Consider the following 23,674-nt stretch of genomic DNA (forward strand, 5'->3'; position numbering starts at 1 on the left):
TTAGAAACAGTTATTATGTCGAAAGAAGAATTAGAATGTTCGTTTTGTGGCCGTAAAAAAGCCGAAACCAATCTGTTGATTGCAGGTTTGGATGCTCACATTTGTGACCGCTGTATTGAACAGGCACATGGTATTGTTGTGGAAGAAGCTTTACATTCTACCAACAGCGAGCTTAGTAAAGAATTAATGCTTAAAAAACCCAAATCCATTAAAAATTTTCTGGATGATTATGTAATTGGGCAAGAGCATACCAAAAAGGTGATGTCTGTTGCTGTCTACAATCATTATAAAAGATTATTGCAACCTAAGACCGATGATGATATTGAAATTCAGAAAAGTAATATCATTATTGTTGGGCAGACCGGAACCGGTAAAACTTTAGTGGCAAAAACCATTGCACGAATGTTGAATGTTCCTTTGGCAATTGTAGATGCAACTGTTTTAACCGAAGCCGGATATGTAGGAGAAGATGTGGAAAGTATTTTAACCCGTTTATTACAGGCAGCAGATTACAATGTTGAAAAAGCCCAAAACGGGATTGTTTTTATTGATGAGATTGATAAAATTGCTCGCAAGAGTGATAACCCATCTATTACACGCGATGTGAGCGGAGAAGGAGTGCAACAAGCACTGTTAAAGCTTTTGGAAGGTACTACTGTGAATGTTCCGCCAAAAGGAGGTCGGAAACATCCCGATCAAAAATTCATTGAGGTAAATACCGAAAATATATTGTTTATTGCCGGAGGAGCTTTTGATGGTATTAATCGTCATATTTCCAAAAGGCTCAATATGCAGGCGGTAGGTTTTAGTGCTTCTAAAAAAGAAGATACCATGGAGCGGGATAATATGTTGAAATATATAATTCCGAAGGATTTAAAAGACTACGGACTGATTCCTGAAATTATTGGCAGACTTCCGGTGTTAACCTATATGAATCCATTAGATAAAGGTACCCTTAGAGCCATTTTAACAGAGCCGAAGAATGCTATTATCAAGCAATATAAAAAGTTGTTTGAAATGGACGGAATTGATTTTGTGATTACAAAAGAGGCTTTAGACTTCATTGTAGAACAAGCCATTGAATATAAGTTAGGAGCACGTGGACTTCGTTCACTCTGTGAAGCAGTATTAACCGATGCGATGTACGAACTGCCTGGAACCGATGACAAAGAACTGACCGTCACTGTAGAATACGCTCAGGAAAAATTAAATAAGTCCACTATAAAGAAGCTGAAAGCGGTTTCTTAAAAAATAAGCCAACCCTATAAATACAAAAAGCCTCAGTATGTTTAGTTACTGAGGCTTTTTATATCATCTTAACTACTAATAATTATCATGGAGTGGCCAAAATTGTTTTCTTCTTTTTATTAAGAATTTTTTGTTGCATCAATTCCGCCTTATTTTTTAAGGTATATCCCGCAACTTCACTGTTGTCATCTTTTACGTTAACTGCAGTCCCGCAAGAGGTCAATCCTGCCGTTAGAACAATGATTAGGATAAGAGTTACTATTATATATTTTATTGTTTTCATTTTGCCCCAAAAAATGATTAATACTGGTGTAAACGTATAAAGTAAGAAAAGGACTACCAAATCTTTTAGTTGAATAGAGGAAAATACTCGTTAAATGGTTTTTAAAAAATCAATTTATCGATTAAGTGTAAGATACTAAGGATGAATGATATACGTTAAGCTATGCTTTTTGTAACGTATAGAAGTATTCGTTTAGCACCTCATTTTCAGTAATTAAAGGGTTGATGCACTTCAATTTTTTTGCTAGTTGCAGGCTACTAAATTGATCTTTTAAGATAAATCCCGAAACTGATCTGTAATAGGAATGAGGAATTACGGTAAAAGGGTTCCCTTCACTTTTTAAGAATTCAGAAAAATAGGTAGTAAGTTTTTTAAAAACTTCGGTTTTGGTGATTTCATTATTATATGAAACACAAAATAACAGATCGTCTTTTTTAAGGATGTTACCGCACATTTCCATAATGAAAGCTATTTGTACTTTCGTTAAAAAGAAAAATACACCTTCAATTAGAACTACAACTTTCTTAGTTTTAAACCTTGCAACAAGTGCTTCAAGTTGTTTTTTGTTTTCTGGACCGGTAATATCTCCGGCTACATGTAAAACGTTTCTTTCCGGTAGTTTTTGTTCAGCTATAAATGTGTCTGTTTTTTGTTTTTTATAGGCATAAATGGTAGGCAGGTCTATTTCTATAGTTACGATATTTTCGGGTAATTCATAGGGATACATACTAAATCCGGCTCCTAAGTTTATAAATAATACCTCTTCATTTTTTGAAGCTATTTCTTGAAGTTGATCATGGAAATAGCGATTGCGCATACAATGCAATATTTCATCTTCGTAAGAAACATTTTCAAAAAAACTTAGAGCCCATTTCTTTACGGTAGGCCGTAACCACAACTTTGCAAAAGAATCTTTACTTAAATGTTCATGCTGTGCTCTGTAATAAGCAACCATGAAGGCGGTATCATGAACTTCAATATTCAAAACCTAAGAGTTTAAGGTTAGTAATTCTTCTAAATAATCACGTGAATTGGAAAGTCTGGGAACCTTGTGTTGCCCTCCTAACTTATCATTTTGTTTTAGCCAATCATAAAATAATCGCTCTCGGGCAAAGTGTATTGTTGGGGCATTTAAGGTAGTATTGTTATATCGCTTAGCTTCGTAATCACTATTTACCTCTTGAAGTGATTCGTCCAACAATTTTGCAAAAAAGTTAAAATCCTCGGGAGGAGTTTTAAACTCTATAATCCATTCGTGGGCACCTTTTTCTTTTCCTTTCATAAAAATGGGAGCCGCAGTATAATCCACAATTTCAGTATGAGTAAGCTTGGCTGTTTTCCGGAGGGCAGTTTCGGCATTTTCAATAATTAATTCCTCTCCAAAGGCATTGATGTGGTGTTTTGTACGTCCAGTAACTTTAATACGATACGGATGGGTTGAGGTAAATCGCACGGTGTCTCCTATTTTATAGCGCCACAAGCCTGCATTTGTTGTAATAACAATAGCATAGTTTTTCCCTTCTTCCACATCGTTCAATGGAATAATTTTTTCTTCCGGGGATCCATAGGTGTCCATTGGAATAAATTCGTAAAAAATTCCGTAGTCAAGCATTAATAAAAGCTCTTTATTAGCATTGCGATCCTGTATAGCAAAAAACCCTTCCGAAGCGTTATAGATTTCATAATACCTAAAATCTTTTTTAGGCAGTAATTTGTTGTATTGTTCAATATAGGGATCAAAACTTACACCTCCGTGAAAGTAGACTTCCAGATTGGGCCAAACTTCAAAAAGATTAGATTTATGGGTGGTTTCAATTACATTATTAAGTAAGACAAGCATCCAGGAAGGCACTCCTGCCAGGCTGGTCACATTCTCTTTTATAGTTTCATCTACTATTGCCTGCATCTTGGTTTCCCAGTCACTCATTAGAGAGACTTCGCTACTGGGTGTGCTGCTAAACTCCGCCCAAAAAGGCATATTGTCTATCAATATGGCAGAAAGGTCGCCAAAAACGGTTCCATTTTCCTGATAAAGCTCCTTACTTCCCCCCAATCGTAAACTTTTACCCAAAAACAATTGCGAATCGGGATTATTATTTAAATACATACACAATAGATCCTTACTAGCTGCATAATGACAGTCTTCCAACGAATCACTACTCACCGGAATAAATTTACTTTTTGAATTTGTTGTGCCACTGGATTTAGCAAACCATTTAATAGGAGTGGGCCAAAAGATATTGCTTTCACCTTTCCGGGCTCTTTGTATATGATCTTCGTTTTCTTCGTAAGTGGAAATAGGAACGCGGTCTGCAAACTCCCTGTAAGTTTTGATACTTCCAAAATCGTATTGCTTTCCAATTTCCGTATTCTTTGCTTTCTGAAGTAAGTTTTGAAGCAACTCTTCCTGTACTTCGATAGGATATTTTAAAAACAACTCGATCTGGTGGAACCTTTTTTTAAGGAACCACGATGCAATAGAATTTACTATGGGGATTGGCATATTTTGAGCTATCTTTATGCAATAAAAATAACAATTTTCTTTCAATGAACTACGAAGGTGTCTTAACAAAAATGCAAACCGAAAACGGGTCGCCTATTCAGTATTATCTGGTTTTTGAAAATGACTTTTTAAACGTGAATCAATTACTGGATAAAAAAATTTCAATTAATTTTTTGAGGTATCAGTGCCTTAATTGTGGCTTGGGAAAGAAGATATATCGACAAGGCTTTTGTTATGATTGCTTTTATGAGATTCCACAAGCAGCAGATTGGGTCATGCGCCCGGAACTAAGTACGGCACATTTAGACAAAGAAGACCGAGACCTTGCTTTTGAAAAAAAGGTACAACTACAACCGCATATTGTATATCTGGCGAATAGTAGTAATGTAAAAGTTGGAGTTACTCGAAAAAGTCAGGTTCCAACACGTTGGATCGATCAGGGAGCCCACGAAGCGATTGAAATAGTTGAAGTCCCCAATCGCTATTTGGCTGGGATTACTGAAGTTGCTTTAAAAGAACATGTAAGTGATAAAACCAACTGGCGAACCATGCTTAAAAATGATATAAAAGATGAAGACCTGGTAGAATGGCGCAACAAATTGAAATCTTTTATCCCGAAAGAAGCAACGGAGTTTTATATTGAAAACAATTCAGAAACCAATCTTGAGTTTCCTGTTTTACAATATCCGTTAAAGGTTAAAAGCTTAAACCTTGATAAATCTCCTTTTTACGAAGGTGTTTTAAAAGGTATCAAAGGACAGTACCTCATTTTTGAGGATAATACCGTATTCAATATTCGTGGAAGCGAAGGATACGTTGTTTCAATTTCCATACAATAAAAACTAGTTGTTGTTTTTTGTAGTATCCTGTTTTTTCTTCTTCTTACCAAAAAGACCACCAATAATATCTTCCACAACATCTGTAGCGGTTTGTTGTGTAGTTGTACCGGTAGTTGTAGTGGAATCCTTTGGTGTGTTGGCACCTCCAATAAGATCTTGCAGAATATCTGTACCCTTGTCCTTTAAATCTTGTGTTTGCTTCTCAATTAATTTTTTGGTAAGTGTTTGTACAGCAGTTTGCGTATTTAAAGAGACCTTAGGATTGGTAAATGTGCCGTTCATTCCAACAGGAATTGCAACCCTCATTTCATCTGCATCTTTAGGATCTAATTTCGCCAATAGATTTGTAACATCATTCCCCAGGTATTTTGCAGGAACGTCCATTGTGAGATTATAATCAATGCTTTTGTCCAGGCCGTGGCTGCCTCCAGCTGTTATTTTCACCCCTTCAATATCAATATTAAAAGGTTTTACCTCTATTTTTCCATTATTGAAAGTAATGGCAGTGCTAAGATCTTGCAAAGACAATTTATCCAGATTCAAAAATGAAACCTGTTCACCCAATTTAGATAATAAAGGTGCATTCTTAGGATTTACCTCTGCAGTTAGTATTTGTGCCAGTGCATTACCTGCAAGAGAACTTAATTTTGGAGTAAGATCATTATTGAGGTCGCCATTTAATTTGATGGTTGTATTAAGGTCACCATCTAATGCTTTGGCAATAGGAGCAATAAATTTTAACAAATCCAATTGACTGAAGGATTGACCAATATCGATCTTTTTTAGATCAAGATCCATAACAAAAGAAGGTGTTTCGGTTTTAGTGGAAACATTTCCCGAAAAAGCTACATCTCCACCAAAAGCTGATGAAGTTACATCACTTAAAATTGCTGTTTCATCTTTTATACTTACCGTTCCTTTAGCATTGTTCAGCACTATATTATCGTAGATTACTTTAGTAGCAGAAAAGTCCATTGTTGCATCTAAAAAATCTGGGATTTTAACTGAATTATCTGCCAAAGCCCTTTCTGAAGAACTTTCATTTTCTCCTGAAACTTCCTCTTCAGAGGTCATGAAGTCATTTACATTAAAGGTATTGGATCTCACGCTAAAGCGTCCTTTCAGGTCTTGCTTTGCCATGATCCATGGAATCAAATTTTTAATGGTCCCCGAAGCATTTATATCAGTTTGGCCGGAAGAAGCATTCATTTCTTCTAATTGAATATTTCCAGGAGTGAAAGTAACGTTTGCATTAGCAATTTTGAGTTCATCCTTAAAGGCCTCGTCACTATACGTAAAATCAGTGATGCTTGCAGATCCCAGCGTTTTGATATTTTGATATTGTTCCGTTTCTAAAGACCGCATATCAAAATTAGTAGTAATATCTGCTTTAAAAACCCCGGTTAGACTTTGTTCTAATTCTAATGGAAGGGCTTTCTCGATGTTTGCTAAATTGAGTGTTCCTTTAACTGCTAAATTTACCAATGCATTTGCTGTTATATTACGAATGTTTCCATTGGCAGTAAAAAGCGCATCATCGATCTTAAAAGTTAAACCGCCAATGTTGAGATAGGTATCTTTTAAAAGGCCGGTATCATTTTTCAATTGCGCATCTATAGAAATATTCTTTACGGCTTTTGGCAGGTCGGGATATTTGAAAGAAGCATTACTACTTGCAATTTTAACATCCATTTTTGGAATATGAGTTTCATCTATATTTCCTTTCAATTTTCCGTCAACTATAAAGTTTCCGGTAGTGGTGACTCCGTCCAATTCTTTTACATATACTTTCGGAATAACTGCCAGGAAATTTTTAAAATCGGAAGAAGGGGTTTTAAATGAGAGGTCAATTTCACTATTATTTTCATTTATTTTCAGGAAGCCGTCAAAGGTAAGTGGAAGCTCATTGATCTTTACTTCATTGTCTAAAAAAGTATATTTCTGGTTTTCCAGATCCAGTTGAAACACAGCGTCCAGCGAAACAGTATTGTTCTTTAAATAATTAACCTTTTCAATACGCAATGAAGCAAATGCATCTGTTTTAGTTTCCAGTTCAGATTGTGCCAAAGAAAAATCCCCGCTACCTTCATGGTTTAAGTTCTTCAGAACTAAGAACGTCTGCGAAGCTTCGTCCAGATAATTAATTTGAGAATCTTTTAGGCTATATTTTTTTAGGTCGAAAGTAAAACCCTCACTACTCGATTTGACTACTTCATTATTGGTAGTATCATCTTTTATAGCAATATCATAATTGGCTTGCCCGGTAGAGTCTACCAAAATATTTATGAATGCATTGTCCAGAAAGAAGGCATCAATTTTAATAGGGCTATCACCACTTTTAAAAAGTTGTGTGATTCCCATATCCAGTTTTAAAAGCTGACCGCTCGCCAGCGTATCTCCGTCAAAAGGGGCTTTATTAATAACACTAAAGTCCTTTATGGTTAAGGCCGCATCGGGAAAGCTTCTGAAAAGGCTCAGATCAAAATCTGCCCAAGCTACCGTAGCATTGACATTCTGATCAATATTCTTTAAAACGAGTTTTTCCAGAGTTCCTTTAAAAAGTAATGGAGATAATGCTAATAGAGCAATTACTATCAGTATAAAAGCCCCCAGGATTTTAACTATTTTTTTCATGCTATTTTTTTCTTTTTACAAACTGGATTCATCAGTGCTAAGTAATACTTGGGCATCTAATTCTTCTGCCATTTTTAAACCGAATCTTTTTCTGAAGGCAAAAACGGCAGCATATAGGAGAGGAGTATCTAATGCGGCCACCAATACTTTAAATAAAAATCCGCTCAACAACAATGCACCAAACAGAGACCAATCAATTTTTCCAAAGCTACACAACAAAAACAATACCGTAAAGGTGTCTACAAATTGTGATAAGAAAGTTGAAAAATTATTTCGAAGCCATAGATGCTTTCCTTTGGTGAGTCGTTTCCAGAAATGAAAGATTGAAATATCTATATACTGTGCCAATAGGTAAGCCATCATTGAAGCAAAAACCGCAACAGCTGTTGCTCCAAAGACTTTATCGAATAAAAGATTGTCAATAGGGCTCCAATCTGTAGCAGGTACAGCACTTGAAACATAGACGATCAATAGTGAAAAGAAAGAAGCGAAAATACCGGCGGTAACTACTTGATTGGCTTTTTTCTTTCCATATACTTCACTAATAATATCAGTAATTAAAAATGTAATTGGATAGGGTAGAATCCCCACAGAGATTTCAAATGTATACAACCCAAAAAAATCCCAGTAAAAAAATTTCTGAAAAATTAAATTGGATACTACTAATGAAGCGATAAATAACGCACCCAAAATCAAATAGATACGTTGCGCCAACATTTTATCTTTAAAGGTAAGTGCTGCCACTATTTTTTTTGATTACACGCAAAGATAATGGTCAGTCGTTTTCTTTTCCTTAATTTCGTCTTAAATGTTAAAATTTCAGTTTTATTAAACCATTGCAGAACATATATCTTTCGTTAGGCAGTAATATGGGCAACCGCTTTGAACATATACAACAAGCGGTTAATGCTATTTTTGAAAGTATAGGAAATATCAGTAAAATATCTTCGGTATATCAAACTCCTGCTTTGGGATTTGAAGGAGATGATTTTCTAAACTGTGTGGTTTTAGTACAGTCCACGCTTTCCCCACAACAAGTTTTAAAAACGATTCTCGGTATTGAGAAACAAATTGGGAGGGAGCGAAAAGCACAGAAAGGATATGTGTCCAGGTTAATCGATATAGACATTTTACTAGTAGACGATCTGATAAAGGAAACAAAAAATTTGACGATACCTCATCCGGAAATTCAAAACAGGAAATTTGTATTACAGCCATTAGCTGAAGTTAATTCGCAGTTGGTACACCCGAGATTTCAAAAAAAAAGCATCCAATTATTAGCGGAGACCAAGGATGAGAGTGAGATCGTTAAGCAGTCTAAGTGGTTGCGAAACCCCCAGAAAGATTACGATGTTTCCAGATATAATTACATCGCGATCGAAGGGAATATTGGTGCTGGGAAAACCAGTTTGGCAACTTGTATAGCAAACGATTTTAATGCGAAGTTAATACTTGAACGCTTTAAGGATAACCCCTTTTTGCCAAAATTCTATGAAGACCAACACAGATACGCATTTCCTCTGGAGATGTCTTTTCTGGCAGATAGATACCAGCAATTGTTAGAGGATATTAAACAGTTCGACCTGTTTAAAGACTGTGTAGTTGCAGATTACGATGCTTATAAATCGCTTATTTTTGCAAAGGTCACCTTACAGGAAGAGGAGTTTGAGTTGTATAAAAAGCTTTATCATTTAATGCATAAGGAATTACCCAAACCCGATGTCTATGTCTATTTATACCAAAAGACAGACAGGTTACTTGAAAATATTAAAAACCGTGGTCGAGATTATGAAAAAGGGATCGAAGCATCTTATCTTCAGAAAATTAATGACGGTTATCTGGAGTTTATCAAAACACAACATAACGATAACATAAAGATCATAGATATTTCGGACTTGGACTTTGTAAAGAACCGAAAAGACTTCCTTTATATTTTAAAAGAAATTGTAGGATAAACTAAAGGTTATTTAGTTTACAGAAGAGATCCCAAACAACAACGCCTACACTAACAGAAATATTTAATGAATGCTTGGTTCCATACTGTGGAATTTCAATAACAGCATTACTTTCTGAAACTACTTCCTGTTGTACACCTTTTACTTCATTGCCAAAAATAACAGCATATTTTAAGCCTTTCCGAAGAGAAAAATTTTGAAGTGGAATTGCCAACTCGGCTTGTTCTACCGCAGCTACAAAAACCCCTTCATCTTTCAATTTCCTGATAAGGGACAAGCTATTTTCAACATACTCCCAGGCAACACTATCTGTAGCTCCCAATGCTGTTTTTTGGATATCCTTATGTGGAGGTGAGGCAGTGATCCCACAGAGGTAGATTTTTTCAATTAAAAAAGCATCGGCAGTTCGAAATACAGAACCTATATTATTTAAACTTCTGATATTGTCAAGAATAATAATAAGAGGTGTTTTTTGGGAAGCCTTAAAAACATCAGGACTAATACGATCTAGCTCGCTGTTTTTTAATTTTCGGTGTTGCATATCTCTTTCTGAAAGGTCAAAGGTAAAATCTATAGCTTCAAAAAACGAATCATCGGGATGAAAATTGTTGATAAAACACAATAAATCAAGCAATATCCATCTCAAAAAATAGCAGAGATTTTTTACTTTTACTGGTTCAGTAACTAGAGAAAAATGGCGAAGAAAGTCACTCCTTTAATGAAGCAATATAATACCATCAAGGCAAAGTATCCGGATGCGTTATTGTTGTTTCGTGTAGGAGACTTTTATGAGACTTTTGGAGAAGACGCAGTTCGAGCGGCTGGAATTTTGAATATTACACTTACAGCACGTAACAATGGTGGTGATGATATAGAATTGGCCGGTTTCCCCCATCATTCTTTAAATACTTATTTGCCAAAACTGGTTATGGCCGGTTGTCGTGTGGCCATTTGTGATCAATTGGAGGATCCAAAGCAAACCAAGACTATTGTGAAGCGTGGGGTGACCGAGTTGGTAACTCCGGGAGTTGCTTTAAACGATGATATTCTACAGTCCAAGTCCAACAATTTTTTGGCTGCAATTCATTTCGGTACTTCAACAAGCTCAGCAACTAAAAATAATTTAGGAATTTCTTTTTTAGATGTTTCTACAGGGGAGTTTTTAACAGCGGAGGGCTCGGCAGAATATATTGATAAGTTACTACAAAATTTTAATCCTTCCGAAGTATTGTTCAGTAAGCAGAAACGAAAATTGTTTTCTGAAACATTTGGCGATAATTTTCATGTGTTCCACTTGGAAGACTGGGTGTTTCAAACCGATTATGCCTTAGAAACACTTCAAAAGCATTTTGAGACCAAAAACCTGAAAGGTTTTGGTGTGGCACATTTGGAGGAGGGCATTATTGCTTCAGGTGCTGCATTACATTATTTAAGTGAAACAAGACACAACAAACTACAGCATATCACCAAGATCTCCCGCATTGCTGAAGATGAGTATGTCTGGATGGATAGATTTACCATTCGAAATTTAGAGTTGTATCATTCTACCCAACAAAATGCGGTGACACTTTTGGATGTTATTGATAAGACAATTTCACCAATGGGAGGGCGTCTCTTAAAAAGGTGGATGGCACTTCCTTTAAAAAATACTGAAAAGATCTCACGCCGTCATGAAGTTGTAAGTTATCTGTTGGAAAATAATGATGTATTGGAGAAGATCCAACAACACATAAAGCGCATAGGCGATCTGGAACGATTGATCTCCAAGGTTGCTACCGGAAAGATCAACCCGCGTGAAGTGGTTCAATTAAAAAACTCATTGGAAGCTATAGTTCCGGTAAAAGCACAGGCATTGCAATCCAAAAATGAGTCGGTTAAAATTATAGGAGAACAATTACAGGATTGCGAGTTATTGAGAGAAAAAATAAAAGAAACGCTCAATGAAGAAGCTCCTGTAAATATTTTAAAAGGAAATACAATTGCTAGGGGTTTTCATGAAACTCTGGATGAACTGCGAAGTGTTTCAACCTGTGGAAAAGAATATCTCGACCAAATGTTAGAACGAGAGACAGAACGAACAGGTATTACTTCCTTAAAGATCGCTTCCAATAATGTATTTGGATACTATATTGAAGTCCGTAACACACATAAAGACAAAGTCCCGGAAGAATGGATCCGTAAACAAACTTTAGTAAGTGCAGAACGTTATATTACGGAAGAATTGAAAGAATATGAAGCAAAGATCTTAGGAGCGGAAGAGAAAATACTGGCACTTGAGCATGAATTATATGAAAAACTGGTTCAGTGGATGCTGTCCTTTATAGGAGTGGTACAACAAAATGCAGCACTTATTGCCGAGTTAGATTGTCTATGCTCATTTGCAGCGCAGGCTAAAGCTTCTAATTATACACGCCCCTTATTAGATGATAGTTTTGATCTGGATATTAAAGATGGTCGTCATCCGGTCATAGAAAAACAATTGCCTCCGGACGCTCCTTATATAGCCAATGATGTGTTTTTAGACCGGGAAAACCAACAGATCATTATGATCACCGGCCCAAATATGAGTGGTAAGTCGGCAATTTTAAGGCAAACAGCATTAATTGTGCTCTTAGCACAAATGGGAAGTTTTGTTCCTGCAAGTGCAGTACGAATGGGATGTGTGGACAAAATCTTTACACGTGTGGGCGCCAGTGATAATATCTCTATGGGCGAATCTACTTTTATGGTAGAAATGAATGAAACGGCGAGTATTTTAAATAATATTTCGGAAAGAAGCCTTGTGCTTCTGGATGAAATAGGGAGAGGGACCAGTACCTATGATGGTATTTCCATTGCCTGGGCTATTAGTGAATATTTGCACGAACATCCTTCAAAAGCAAAAACCTTGTTTGCAACACATTATCATGAATTAAATGAAATGACCGAAACATTTTCACGAATTAAAAACTATAATGTTTCGGTAAAAGAATTGAAAGATACTGTATTGTTTCTTCGGAAGTTAGTCCCGGGAGGATCACATCATAGTTTTGGAATTCACGTGGCAAAAATGGCGGGCATGCCACAAGCGGTATTACATCGTGCCAATAAAATTTTAAAACGTCTAGAAAGATCACATTCTTCAGAAGAACTCACGGAAGAGATGAAAGCACTTTCAAAAGACGAAATGCAATTGAGTTTTTTTAAATTGGATGATCCTCTTCTGGAAGAATTACGTGAAGAAATACTGGATATTGATATAGATACCCTTACCCCTGTGGAAGCTTTAATGAAGCTAAACGAGATCAAGAGAATGTTACAACGAAGTGCTTCGGTCAAGCTAAAAAAATAAGCTTTTTACAGTCTTGAATTTTTTCTAAAAAACCCTTTGTGTTTGCAGTAAATATTTTAAATTTGCGTCCGCTTTAGCAATAAAGCATCGTTCTTAACAGTCGCGAAAATAGCTCAGTTGGTAGAGCGCCACCTTGCCAAGGTGGAGGTCGCGGGTTCGAATCCCGTTTTTCGCTCAGTCATATACCAAGCTGAAGTGGTGGAATTGGTAGACACGTTGGACTTAAAATCCAATGGACAGTAATGTCCGTGCGGGTTCAAGTCCCGCCTTCAGTACAAGCGAAAGCTCCCTAAAATAGGGAGCTTTCGTGTTTTTTACCTTCTCTTCTTTATTGCTAAATTACTTTTGAAGTACCCTAAGATCTATACATGTTTAAAAATTGTAATCGAAACTAATCATACCAAACCGTTAGCAACAATATCCCAGAAACTGTAACAATCGATCAAAGATTTACTCTATAAAGTAAACCAAAACATTATAAAATGAAAAAACTGATTTGCGGAATTGCGATTTTGACCCTATTGACTTCTTGTGAACAACAAGTAGAAAAAAAACCGGAACAAAACCAAAAATCGGGAAAAACAAACCCGATAGAAGACCCAAATCTCTTTATTGGAAAACACAAAACAAAAGCTATGGTTTTGGGGGTTTTCCATTTTAGCAATCCAGGCCTGGACGCATACAAAGTAAAATATACTGTAAATATTTTAGGAGAAAAAAGGCAAAAAGAATTGGATACTCTTTTGAGTAAAATAGCAAAATACAAACCAACTAAAATCCTTGTGGAATGGAATCGAATTAAAACTGATAGTCTTGCAAATGCTAGATACCAAAATTTCCTGAAGGGCGATTTTGACATCAGCGAAAAAACTAACGAAGTCTATCAAATTGGTTTTAAACTTGCTAAAAAATTAGGGCACAATAGAATCTATTGCATAGATGCCTCAGCAAATTGGTTTGGAGCTGAATTAGATTGGGATACTTATGACCAAGAAACCTCTCTGAAATCTTTTGGGCAATATGAAAAAGCCACTCGTTATAATTACAAATCTTTTTATGAATTACACGATTCATTAAAGATGACACAATCTTTAACAGAACACTTAATTCTAATAAATAATCCAGAAGACAGATTAAAAGATCATCAAGCTTATTTAACAAACAATATTTTAGAAGGAGCAGGAGATAATTATATTGGAGCTGACGATGTTGGGCGTTGGTATAGACGGAATTTAAGAATGTTTGCAAACGCTTATGATTTAACAGACTTTGACAAAGAAGAAAGACTTTTATTAATTACTGGCTCAGGTCACGTTTGGCAATTAAGGCAACTTTTTACGGACTCGCCCGATTTTGAATATATCGAGCCGAACAATTACTTGAAGAAATAAATACTGTTGCCAACACGATACGATGTAAAAAAATAGCTAATAAGTTTGATTTTTAAGATCGGAAACAAAAACCTTTAAATCTTTTTAACTAGTAAGACTGAGATTAAACACCAAGTAGTATTATTGAAGATTGATCTATATTACTTCTGAGCTTTTTTAAACACTATACTCTTTGTATCACAGATCGTCGCTCAATATATTTTTAATTTCTTCGTCTACATCTTTTTTCAGCTCATCAGAAGCAATACTTCTTTTACTGATACGGTAAGAGATATAGATTAAAAAGAAGAGAATAGGTAAAATTGCCGGAAGTGAATACCAAAAATCAAATTCATCAATGTATTGTATTTTATAATTGATAACTCCTGAAAGTTGGAACAAGAACATGGTAAGCGGAACCAAAAGAGCATATTTCCACCAATTGTTAGATGTTAAGAACCAAATTCCAGCTAAGGAAACAAATGTAATTTTAGTAAATAAGGCATGCAGATATGCCTGCACACTTCCAAAACCTCCGGAAGTAATTGTGCCAAATGAGGTCTCCCATTCGGTGACACCGGATGGAGCATATTTATACATGTAAAATAAAAAAGGTGTTGCCGTCAAGAATAATGATAGCAACACCCCAGTGATAATGTTTTTGTTCCTATCCGTTTGGCGGAACTTCATATTCTTTTTTGTCGATTTGTTGTTCATCGGTAGTCAGTGATTCTGGTGTGCAACTTGCAGCTAAGGCAAGTATAGCTAAAATAAACATAAGTTTTTTCATAATAACTAGATTTTCGGTTAAATTCAAAGCGAAGATATGTAGTTATTATAAAATTTCTAATAGTGCATAAAAGTTAAATTTTTAGTATTTTTATCGATTTTTATTGTTTTTCATCGTTTATTTTTGTATATATTTTATTTACAAAGAAATTTCCTACAGGAAAATAACTAGCAAAAAAAAGTGCCATACCCAGGGCGAATACATGCTCTCCAAACAATTGGTCGAGTATATTATCTGGGTAAATATATGAAGTTCCCATTGCATAACCGCCAAACTCCAACAATCCCATAGCAACAAGGCCATAGGCATATTGTGTAAAAAAAGGATACTCTCTCAATAAAATTGAAATTGGGATCATATACATTATATAAGTGGGTATTATTTGCCACCAATACGTAAATTTTGCAATTTCAGCGTATTGCCCAAAAGCATTCATAAAGACTCCCCAAATAAGATATACTATTAGGTATATATATAGTCGCCTGCGTTCCACCTTTTTTAATTTTTCAATAAGTTCTTCAAATATTTTTTTCATAATTTTTGTGAATCTGACCTGTGAATTTATAAATTGTAGTTTATAGATGAAGAATTAAGTGTGTCTAAAAATAATATGAAAATAAAAAACCCGGCATTCGCCGGGTTTTTTATTTTCTTTAAATGAAGAGATTAGTTGTCGTCTCCGGTAACTGCTTCTTCAACATCATCTGCTGCCTCTTCAATGGCATCGCCGGTGTTTTCTGCTGCCTCTTCAATAGCATCGCCCGCGTCTTCCATGGCATCTTCAACAGCGTCTGCTGCATTTTCAATAGCGTTTTCGGTATCATCTGCTGCATCTTCCATTACTTCTTCAACAGAATCTGCTGCATCTTCAGCCTTTTTTTCAGTATCTCTACAAGAATATACAGATACTATTAGGCATAATGATGCGAAGGATAAGATTAATTTTTTCATTGTCTATATAGATTAGTGATTAATAGATGTTAAAAATAGGTATTTTTTTGATAGCTAGACTTTTTCATTAAAGTTTTTCACAGTTGATTACAATATTTCTAAAGCGTAAATCTCTTGATTAGGAATATATCCAAGTTTTTATTGGATTTATTCCAAAATTTTATATATTTGAGAATGGACACGAAACTTTCAATTGAAGCAAGGCGTTTTAAAAAAGTACGAGAAGAATTGCATCACACACAGCAATCTTTTGCAGAATTATTAGGGATTGGTAATACTACAGCAGATATAGAACGAGGGAAAACAAAAATTTCCGGTAAAGTGGTAATGGAGTTACTACGGCAATTTAATATCAATCCTTTGTGGCTGTTTGGAGCAAGTTTTACACAATACATAAGTATAGATAATGATGATGTTAGCCCAAAGGTAATTGCAATAGATAAAGAAGATAATGATACTATTTTACTGGTCAACCAAAAAGCTGCTGCAGGTTACCCACATAATATTCAGGATGTGGAATGGTATGAAACACTTCCGGCATTTAATATTCCATTGCCACAGTATCGAAACGCTACGTATCGAGGTTTTCAGGTAGAAGGAGATAGTATGCTGCCTAATATCCGGCCTAATGAATGGGTATTGGGAAAAGCGGTATCCGGTATTTCTGAAGCCGATGACAGCAAAATATATATTGTAGTACTTAAAGATTCTGTTCTAGTTAAAAAACTACAAAAAATTCCAAAAAACTCAGAGCAGGTTCGATTAATCTCTCTTAATAAGGACTATTTGCCTATTGATGTTGAAATTCGAGAGATTCAGGAATTGTGGATGGTCAACAGCAAGTTGAGTTTTGGTATTGATGAGCCAAGTGATAGTATGTTGTTACGTCAGTTACAACAATCAATGGAAGAGTTGAAAGGGCAGATCAATACTATAAAGGCATAAAAAAAAGTGATCCTGTTCAGGATCACTTTTTAAAATATATTATTAATTGTCATCGCCCTCGTCCGTCTCTACCTTTATCTTGGTTTCTCCATCTTCTGTTTTAATTTTTACTTCTTTGTCATCAGTCTCCATTTTAATTTTAGTTTCGTCTCCGTCTTTTTTAACTTTTATATCAGCACCATCTTCTTTCATTTCTTGAATGAGCTCTTCGCTTTCAGAAACATCTTCTTTTTTTTCTCTACAAGAAGTAAAAGAAGTTCCAATAAATAATGCAGTTAAGGCAATAATTGCTATTTTTTTCATTTTATTAGATTTTAGTTAATGTTATTAAACAAAACTACAAATTTTAACATTTAAGATTCGTAAAGTTTTATTAAATTTTTTAAAATGGATTATATAATATAATTATTTAACTTTTTGATAATGAGTTTTAAGCATATGTTTAACTTCTTAAGTAGACTTCAAAAAAATAACTCCAAAGAGTGGATGGATATTCACCGGAAGGAGTACTATGAGGTCCGTGATTTTTATATTGATTGGTTAGACCGGATGAATCAAAAACTAGCTCTGATCGATGATGATTATTTCGATACTCCCGGGAAAAAAGCAATCAACCGTATAAATAATAATTTAATGTTTCACCCAAACAGACCAATCTATAAAGATCACTTTGGTGCCGGATTGGATCAACGCAGTAAACAAGGGGATTTTTACATTGAACTGGGAGTGAACAAATCATATATAGGTGGTGGCTACTGGCATCCTTCCTCAAAAATTTTAAAAAGCATTCGAGATGCTATTGACTATAATGGCGAAGAATTAAAAAAAATCTTAAGCAAAAAAAGTTTTAAGAATACATTTGGCGGCCTCATTGAAGATGAACAGTTAAAAACTGCTCCAAGAGGGTTTTCACAAGATCATAAGCATATAGACCTGTTACGAAAGAAATCGTTTGCGGTAGTACATTATTTTACTCAGGAAGAAGTAGAACAGCCAAATTATGATATGAAAGTGATCGAAGTTTATAAGGAATTACTGCCATTCCGAAGGTATTTAAATGAAGCCGTCAGTGTGTAGCCCCATTACATGATCCATTATTTTTTTTGTAGCTCCTGTATTACTGTTTATAAAATGTCCACAGATCATTCCGGTTTTGCTTCGAAAAGATTTGTCGTCAATAAACTTATTTAAAATTTGGGAACATTCCTCAGGAGTGCTAATAGAATATAGGCCTGCTAATTTTTGTAAGCGTTCTGCCTCCGGAAAATTAGAAAAGTTTTTACCAATAATAATCGGCACTCCAAAAGTGGCAGGTTCTAAAATGTTATGAAGTCCGGTAGTTCCCATAGCACCACCTACATATGCAATATCGGCATAGCTGTAAATTTTGGCCAGTAATCCAATGGTATCTATTATAAGTACAGCATATTCGGAAAGTGATTTCCCTTCCTTTTCTGAAAATAGAACACTCTCTTTATTCAGTTTTTTTCTGAAAGCTTCAATTTTGTGCGGATCAATTTTGTGCGGTGCAATAATATATTTTACATTTTTTGAAGTAGAATTCATTGTATCTATCAATACCATTTCATCTTCCGGCCAGGTACTTCCGCAAATAATACAAATAGTGTCTTGCTTAAAATCGGCTACAAAACCCAATGTATTATCCTGCTCAATTTGATGCGAAACTCTATCAAAACGTGTATCTCCGCTTATGGTAACATTACTAAAATCAAGATGTTTTAGCAATGCTTCCGAAGTAGTATCCTGAACAAAAAAATGTTCAAAGCTATGCAGGGCTTTCCGCATAAAGCTTCCATGTGGTTTAAAGAATATTTGATTTTTTCTGAATATCCCGGAAATAAGTAACGTTGGAATATTGTTCTTTTCTAACTCCAATAAATAGTTTGGCCAAAATTCATACTTTATAAAAAACACCAAAGAAGGGTGTACCATTTCAATAAAACGTTTGGCATTACTTTGGGTATCCATGGGTAAATACACCACTGCGTCTGCAACGGATGAATCCTTTTTTATTTCATAGCCGGAGGGAGAAAAAAAGGAAACTACAATTTTATATTCCGGAAAATCTTTTTTTATGGCTTCCATTATAGGAACCCCTTGTTCAAATTCACCTAAAGAAGCACAATGAAACCAGAAGGTTTTGTCTTTGGGGCCAATTTTTTTTGAAAGAATTTCAAAGACATTTTTCCTTCCTTGAACAAACAGCTTTAGTTTTTTGCTGAAAAGCTGTGCGATCCATAAATGGAAATAAGCAACCCTGATTAAAAAATTATATAGAATTCGCATGAATGAATACTGAAACGCTAAAATACGCTTCTTTATGTAATTACATTGTTTGCCGTTTTCAATTTTTGTAGTTTTACCACAAGTTAATAATAACGATTTCTTCAGTAAAGTATATGAAAAAAATTCAAATGGTTGACCTAAAAGGTCAGTACGAACATATAAAAGACAGAGTAAATGCATCAGTGATCGATGTGATCGAATCTACTGCATTTATCAATGGACCGGAAGTACATCAATTTCAAAAGGAGTTGGAAGCTTATTTAGGAGTAAAGCATGTGATCCCTTGTGCAAACGGTACAGATGCATTGCAAATTGCTATGATGGGGCTGGGATTGCAACCCGGCGATGAAGTAATCACAGCAGATTTTACTTTTGCAGCAACAGTTGAAGTAATAGCATTATTAGGACTTACACCTGTTTTGGTTGATGTGGACCCTGTTAATTTTAATATAGATATTGAAGCTTTAAAAAAAGCAATTACTCCAAAAACAAAAGCTATAGTGCCTGTACATTTGTTTGGACTTGTAGCAGATATGGATGCTATTATGGACATTGCAAATACTCATAATTTATATGTAATTGAGGACAATGCTCAGGGGATAGGAGCCACTTACACAAGTAAAGATGGTTCAAAAAAGAAAGCCGGAGCTATAGGGCATGTAGCTTCAACATCGTTTTTTCCATCAAAAAATTTAGGTTGCTATGGAGATGGAGGGGCTATATTTACCAATGATGATGAACTGGCGCATACCATTCGTGGAATAGTAAACCATGGGATGTACGTACGTTATCATCATGATGTAGTGGGTGTTAATTCACGTCTTGATTCTATACAAGCAACTATTTTACGAGCTAAATTACCTCATTTAGATGCGTACAATGAAGCCCGGAGAAAGGCAGCTAAAAAATATACCCAAGCTTTTTCAGGTATTGAAAACATTATTACACCTACTAATTTTTGTAATACAGGAGACGATTCAACTTGTGATCCTTGCGAATGCCATGTATTTCATCAATATACACTTAGGGTTATAGATAAAGACCGTGATGCATTGGTAAAACATTTGAACGAGAATGGTATTCCTTGCGGAGTGTATTACCCTATTCCATTGCATTTACAAAAAGCATATCTGGATGAGCGTTATAACGAAGCAGATTTTGTTGTGACCAACCAATTGGTAAATGAAGTAATTTCATTACCTATGCATACAGAATTAGATGATGAACAAATCGAATTTATTACCAAAACTGTTATAAATTTCGTTACACAATAATGAAAAAAATACTTGTTACAGGGGGTTTAGGGTATATCGGTTCACATACGGTAGTCGAATTACAAAATGCAGGCTTTGAAGTAGTAATCATAGATAATCTTTCCAATTCAACAATTAATGTATTGGAAGGCATTACAAATATTACCGGGAAATCTCCCATTTTTGAAAAATTAGATCTACGAGATAAAGCAGACGTAGCAGATTTTTATATAAGGAATAAGGATATTGCAGGTGTTATTCATTTTGCGGCTAGCAAAGCAGTAGGAGAAAGTGTGGAGAATCCATTATTGTACTACGAGAATAATATCAATACACTTGTGTATTTACTTAAGGAATGTAAAGCACACCAGGTAGAGAACTTTATTTTTAGCTCTTCCTGTACGGTTTATGGAGAACCGGATACATTACCCATCACTGAAAATGCTCCTGTAAAAGCCGCAATTTCTCCTTATGGAAATACAAAACAAATCAGCGAAGAAATAATTATCGATACTTGCGCTGTTTCAGAAATGAAATCAATTGCATTGCGTTATTTTAATCCTATTGGAGCCCACCATACTGCTGAAATTGGTGAACTTCCGGTAGGAGTTCCACAAAACTTAGTGCCTTTTATAACTCAGACTGCTGCCGGATTGCGTGATGAACTTTTGGTTTTTGGAGATGATTATCCAACTTCGGATGGTAGTTGCATTCGTGATTATATTCATGTTGTGGACCTGGCGAAGGCTCATGTTGTAGCACTACAGCGATTACTTTTTGGAAAAAATGAATCAAATTTCGAAATTTTCAATTTGGGTACCGGGAAGGGTAGTTCTGTATTAGAAGTAGTTCATGCTTTTGAAAAAGTGACCCTTCAAAAATTAAATTACAGAATTGTTGACAGACGCCCCGGAGATGTAATTTCTGTATATGCAGATACAGCTAAAGCTAATAGTGTTTTAGGTTGGAAGGCTGAAAAAACTATGGAAGATGCTTTATCTTCATCGTGGAAGTGGGAGCAAAAAGTTAGAAAGTTATAATTATGAAAAAATCACTCATTATTGCGTTGTTGTTTATTTGTTTTGGAGCCAAAGCACAGGAAACCTTATTACAATGCGGAAAAATTATCGATACTAAAAACGGGAAAGTACTTACGAACAAAACAATCGTTGTTTCCGGAAAAAAGATCCTTCGGATTGAAGATGGCTTTTCTTCACCTAAAGAAAATGATAAGGTTATCGATTTAAGAACTAAAACAGTTCTTCCTGGTTTAATAGACATGCACGTACATATAGAAGGAGAAACCAATCCTAATCGCTATTTAGAAAGGTTTACTTTAAACGATGCAGATGTGGCTTACAATGCTGCCAGTATAGCCAAACGGACACTTATGGCCGGTTTTACTACGGTTCGGGATATGGGAGGTAGTGGTGTAAATGTAGCACTTAGAAATGCTATTGCTAAGGGCAAAGTACCGGGTCCGCGAATTTTTACTGCAGAAAAAGCTTTAGGAACTACAGGAGGCCATGCAGATCCTTCTAACGGAAGGAAAAAAGACCTGATGGGAGACCCGGGCCCCAAAGAAGGAGTTGTGAATAGTGCTGACGATGCTTACAAAGCCGTACGTCAACGTTATAAAAATGGTGCCGATTGGATCAAAATAACTGCAACCGGAGGTGTTTTGAGTGTTGCGAAGAATGGACAAAACCCACAATTTACTCAAGAAGAAGTGAATGCTGTAGTAGCTGCTGCAAGAGACTATGGAATGAAAGTGGCCGCACATGCACACGGAATTGAAGGTATGCAGCGAGCCATAAGAGCTGGTGTTGCTACTATTGAACACGGTTCTTTAATGGATAAGGAAACAGCTGCCTTGATGAAGGAATATGGTACGTATCTGGTGCCAACCATTTCGGCAGGGAAATACGTAGCTGAAAAAGCAAAGGTTAAAGGGTTTTATCCTGCCATTATTGTTCCGAAGGCTTTAGAAATAGGGTCTAAAATTCAGGGAATGTATGCCATGGCATATAAAGAAGGTGTTAATATAGCTTTTGGGACTGATGCAGGTGTATTTCCTCATGGAGAGAACGGAAAAGAATTTGGTTATATGGTAGAAGCCGGTATGCCTGCTATGGAAACGCTTCAATCTGCAACAATTACCAATGCAAAATTATTGGAAATGGAAAATGAATTAGGGCAACTCACTTCAGGGTTTCTGGCAGATATTGTAGCTGTAAATGAAGATCCTACGCAAAACATCCATACAATGGAAAATGTAATATTCGTAATGAAAGAGGGGGTTATTTACAAACAACCCTGATCTTTACTTTTTAGATATAAAATAAAAACCCGGACAACTGTCCGGGTTTTGTTTTAAAAAGAAGCTTTCTCAGTTTCAGCACTTCGATCAATTTTTTTCACTAACCCCTGTAAAACATTTCCAGGGCCTACTTCAATAAAATGAGTAGCTCCATCCTTTATCATATTTTGGATGCTTTGTGTCCATTTAACAGGAGCAGTTAATTGAAAGATAAGGTTCATTTTAATTTCGCCCGGATCTGTTACTGCAAAAGTACTAACGTTTTGATAGATGGGACACGCAGGTTCCGTAAATTGGGTATTCTCAATAGCAGCTGCAAGTTCTTCCCGTGCAGGTTCCATCAACGGGCTATGGAATGCACCACCTACCGGTAATAATAAAGCACGACGTGCCCCAGCTTCTTTTAAAGCTTCACATGCTTTGTTGACAGCTTCAATCTCTCCGCTAATTACCAATTGGCCAGGACAGTTGTAGTTAGCAGCTACAACAATTCCGGGAGTATTCTCACAAATAGTTTCTACAATAGAATCATCCAATCCTAAAACAGCTGCCATGGTTGAGGGTGTTAGCTCACATGCTTTTTGCATTGCCAAAGCACGCTTATATACAAGCTGTAATCCATCACTAAAAGCAATGGTTCTATTAGCCACTAAAGCTGAAATTTCTCCCAAAGAATGGCCGGCAACCATATCGGGTTGAAAAGAAGTACCCATTACTTCAGCCAGAATGGTAGAATGTAAAAAAATGGCCGGTTGTGTCACTTTGGTTTCTTTTAGTTCATCGGCAGTACCTTCGAACATAATTTTAGTAATATCGAAACCTAATACTTCATTTGCATGACTAAAAAGGTCTTTGGCTTTGGCAGAAGCCTCAAAGAGGTCCAATCCCATTCCTGTAAATTGAGCACCCTGTCCGGGAAATATATATGCTTTCATGTTTTGTTAT

General features: G+C 35.8%; 23 protein-coding genes and 2 tRNA genes. 12 read left to right on the forward strand and 13 right to left on the reverse strand.

Going from position 1 to position 23,674, the window contains the following annotated elements; genetic code table 11:
- The first annotated feature begins 15 nt into the window (after window positions 1-15).
- Complete coding sequence (gene clpX, locus ACY2RT_RS09770; RefSeq protein WP_490155728.1) at window positions 16-1,248, forward strand: ATP-dependent Clp protease ATP-binding subunit ClpX; 1,233 nt, start codon at window positions 16-18, stop codon at window positions 1,246-1,248.
- 85 nt (window positions 1,249-1,333) lie between these two features.
- Here the strand turns inward: clpX and ACY2RT_RS09775 are convergent, their stop codons facing one another.
- The 3 genes from ACY2RT_RS09775 to ACY2RT_RS09785 form a co-directional block, all read right to left on the reverse strand.
- On the reverse strand, window positions 1,334-1,531 hold the full coding sequence (locus ACY2RT_RS09775; protein ID WP_490155729.1) for a hypothetical protein: 198 nt from the start codon (window positions 1,529-1,531) through the stop codon (window positions 1,334-1,336).
- 160 nt (window positions 1,532-1,691) lie between these two features.
- Window positions 1,692-2,516: a class I SAM-dependent methyltransferase gene (locus ACY2RT_RS09780; protein WP_490155730.1), complete on the reverse strand. Its 825-nt coding sequence runs from the start codon at window positions 2,514-2,516 to the stop codon at window positions 1,692-1,694.
- Between the two features lie 3 nt (window positions 2,517-2,519).
- Window positions 2,520-4,034 (reverse strand): GH3 auxin-responsive promoter family protein, encoded by a 1,515-nt coding sequence (locus tag ACY2RT_RS09785; RefSeq protein ID WP_490155731.1) that lies wholly within the window; start codon window positions 4,032-4,034, stop codon window positions 2,520-2,522.
- A gap of 44 nt (window positions 4,035-4,078) precedes the next feature.
- On the opposite strand from ACY2RT_RS09785, the gene ACY2RT_RS09790 reads away from it, so the two are divergent.
- Window positions 4,079-4,873 carry a DUF2797 domain-containing protein gene (locus ACY2RT_RS09790; protein ID WP_490155732.1) on the forward strand — a complete coding sequence of 265 codons (795 nt, stop codon included), beginning with the start codon at window positions 4,079-4,081 and terminating at the stop codon, window positions 4,871-4,873.
- 3 nt (window positions 4,874-4,876) lie between these two features.
- On the opposite strand, the gene ACY2RT_RS09795 is transcribed toward ACY2RT_RS09790, so the two are convergent.
- Together ACY2RT_RS09795 and ACY2RT_RS09800 are read right to left on the reverse strand one after the other, a co-directional pair.
- Window positions 4,877-7,507 (reverse strand): AsmA family protein, encoded by a 2,631-nt coding sequence (locus ACY2RT_RS09795; RefSeq protein ID WP_490155733.1) that lies wholly within the window; start codon window positions 7,505-7,507, stop codon window positions 4,877-4,879.
- Between the two features lie 15 nt (window positions 7,508-7,522).
- On the reverse strand, window positions 7,523-8,224 hold the full coding sequence (locus tag ACY2RT_RS09800; RefSeq protein ID WP_490155779.1) for a queuosine precursor transporter: 702 nt from the start codon (window positions 8,222-8,224) through the stop codon (window positions 7,523-7,525).
- A 110-nt stretch (window positions 8,225-8,334) separates the two neighbouring features.
- Between ACY2RT_RS09800 and folK the strand changes: the two genes are divergently transcribed.
- Complete coding sequence (folK, locus tag ACY2RT_RS09805; RefSeq protein WP_490155780.1) at window positions 8,335-9,462, forward strand: 2-amino-4-hydroxy-6-hydroxymethyldihydropteridine diphosphokinase; 1,128 nt, start codon at window positions 8,335-8,337, stop codon at window positions 9,460-9,462.
- Window position 9,463: 1 nt separating this feature from the next.
- Here the strand turns inward: folK and ACY2RT_RS09810 are convergent, their stop codons facing one another.
- Complete coding sequence (locus ACY2RT_RS09810) at window positions 9,464-10,003, reverse strand: RNA methyltransferase (protein ID WP_490155781.1); 540 nt, start codon at window positions 10,001-10,003, stop codon at window positions 9,464-9,466.
- A gap of 153 nt (window positions 10,004-10,156) precedes the next feature.
- On the opposite strand from ACY2RT_RS09810, the gene mutS reads away from it, so the two are divergent.
- From mutS to ACY2RT_RS09830, 4 genes are all read left to right on the forward strand, one after another.
- Window positions 10,157-12,793 (forward strand): DNA mismatch repair protein MutS, encoded by a 2,637-nt coding sequence (mutS, locus tag ACY2RT_RS09815; RefSeq protein ID WP_490155734.1) that lies wholly within the window; start codon window positions 10,157-10,159, stop codon window positions 12,791-12,793.
- 102 nt (window positions 12,794-12,895) lie between these two features.
- A tRNA-Gly gene (locus ACY2RT_RS09820) sits at window positions 12,896-12,968 on the forward strand.
- Between the two features lie 14 nt (window positions 12,969-12,982).
- A tRNA-Leu gene (locus tag ACY2RT_RS09825) sits at window positions 12,983-13,068 on the forward strand.
- A gap of 207 nt (window positions 13,069-13,275) precedes the next feature.
- The gene (locus ACY2RT_RS09830; protein ID WP_490155735.1) at window positions 13,276-14,184 is read left to right on the forward strand and encodes a DUF5694 domain-containing protein; all 909 of its coding nucleotides are present in this window, start codon (window positions 13,276-13,278) and stop codon (window positions 14,182-14,184) included.
- Window positions 14,185-14,361: 177 nt separating this feature from the next.
- On the opposite strand, the gene ACY2RT_RS09835 is transcribed toward ACY2RT_RS09830, so the two are convergent.
- The 4 genes from ACY2RT_RS09835 to ACY2RT_RS09850 all read right to left on the reverse strand — a co-directional run bounded on the left by ACY2RT_RS09835 (window position 14,362) and on the right by ACY2RT_RS09850 (window position 15,904).
- Window positions 14,362-14,763, reverse strand: coding sequence for a hypothetical protein (locus tag ACY2RT_RS09835; protein ID WP_490155736.1), 402 nt, complete (start codon window positions 14,761-14,763; stop codon window positions 14,362-14,364).
- Window positions 14,764-14,830: 67 nt separating this feature from the next.
- Window positions 14,831-14,953, reverse strand: a complete 123-nt coding sequence (locus ACY2RT_RS09840; protein WP_490155737.1) for a hypothetical protein — start codon at window positions 14,951-14,953, stop codon at window positions 14,831-14,833.
- A gap of 100 nt (window positions 14,954-15,053) precedes the next feature.
- A complete protein-coding gene (locus ACY2RT_RS09845) occupies window positions 15,054-15,488 on the reverse strand; it encodes a hypothetical protein (protein ID WP_490155738.1) in 435 nt (144 codons plus the stop codon).
- Window positions 15,489-15,619: 131 nt separating this feature from the next.
- Window positions 15,620-15,904: a hypothetical protein gene (locus ACY2RT_RS09850; protein WP_490155739.1), complete on the reverse strand. Its 285-nt coding sequence runs from the start codon at window positions 15,902-15,904 to the stop codon at window positions 15,620-15,622.
- A gap of 174 nt (window positions 15,905-16,078) precedes the next feature.
- On the opposite strand from ACY2RT_RS09850, the gene ACY2RT_RS09855 reads away from it, so the two are divergent.
- On the forward strand, window positions 16,079-16,849 hold the full coding sequence (locus tag ACY2RT_RS09855; RefSeq protein ID WP_490155740.1) for an XRE family transcriptional regulator: 771 nt from the start codon (window positions 16,079-16,081) through the stop codon (window positions 16,847-16,849).
- A gap of 42 nt (window positions 16,850-16,891) precedes the next feature.
- On the opposite strand, the gene ACY2RT_RS09860 is transcribed toward ACY2RT_RS09855, so the two are convergent.
- Complete coding sequence (locus ACY2RT_RS09860) at window positions 16,892-17,152, reverse strand: hypothetical protein (RefSeq protein ID WP_490155741.1); 261 nt, start codon at window positions 17,150-17,152, stop codon at window positions 16,892-16,894.
- 120 nt (window positions 17,153-17,272) lie between these two features.
- On the opposite strand from ACY2RT_RS09860, the gene ACY2RT_RS09865 reads away from it, so the two are divergent.
- Entirely contained in the window at window positions 17,273-17,926 is a 654-nt protein-coding gene (locus ACY2RT_RS09865; protein WP_490155742.1) for a DUF2461 domain-containing protein, read from the forward strand.
- Here ACY2RT_RS09865 and ACY2RT_RS09870 read toward each other — a convergent pair.
- Window positions 17,903-19,156: a 3-deoxy-D-manno-octulosonic acid transferase gene (locus ACY2RT_RS09870; protein ID WP_490155743.1), complete on the reverse strand. Its 1,254-nt coding sequence runs from the start codon at window positions 19,154-19,156 to the stop codon at window positions 17,903-17,905. The two genes, ACY2RT_RS09865 and ACY2RT_RS09870, sit on opposite strands and share 24 nt — an antisense overlap.
- Window positions 19,157-19,269: 113 nt before the next feature.
- Here ACY2RT_RS09870 and ACY2RT_RS09875 point away from each other — a divergent pair, with 113 nt between their 5' ends.
- The 3 genes from ACY2RT_RS09875 to ACY2RT_RS09885 are packed head-to-tail and all read left to right on the forward strand — an operon-like array spanning window position 19,270 to window position 22,729.
- Window positions 19,270-20,430, forward strand: a complete 1,161-nt coding sequence (locus ACY2RT_RS09875) for a DegT/DnrJ/EryC1/StrS family aminotransferase (RefSeq protein ID WP_490155744.1) — start codon at window positions 19,270-19,272, stop codon at window positions 20,428-20,430.
- Window positions 20,430-21,449, forward strand: a complete 1,020-nt coding sequence (galE, locus tag ACY2RT_RS09880; RefSeq protein WP_490155745.1) for a UDP-glucose 4-epimerase GalE — start codon at window positions 20,430-20,432, stop codon at window positions 21,447-21,449. Before ACY2RT_RS09875 ends, galE begins: the two co-directional genes overlap by 1 nt.
- 2 nt (window positions 21,450-21,451) lie before the next feature.
- Window positions 21,452-22,729: a metal-dependent hydrolase family protein gene (locus ACY2RT_RS09885; RefSeq protein ID WP_490155746.1), complete on the forward strand. Its 1,278-nt coding sequence runs from the start codon at window positions 21,452-21,454 to the stop codon at window positions 22,727-22,729.
- Window positions 22,730-22,782: 53 nt separating this feature from the next.
- Here the strand turns inward: ACY2RT_RS09885 and fabD are convergent, their stop codons facing one another.
- A complete protein-coding gene (gene fabD / locus ACY2RT_RS09890) occupies window positions 22,783-23,664 on the reverse strand; it encodes an ACP S-malonyltransferase (protein ID WP_490155747.1) in 882 nt (293 codons plus the stop codon).
- Window positions 23,665-23,674: the final 10 nt, after the last annotated feature.

It is taken from the genome of Ulvibacter sp. 2210JD10-4, from assembly GCF_058148525.1.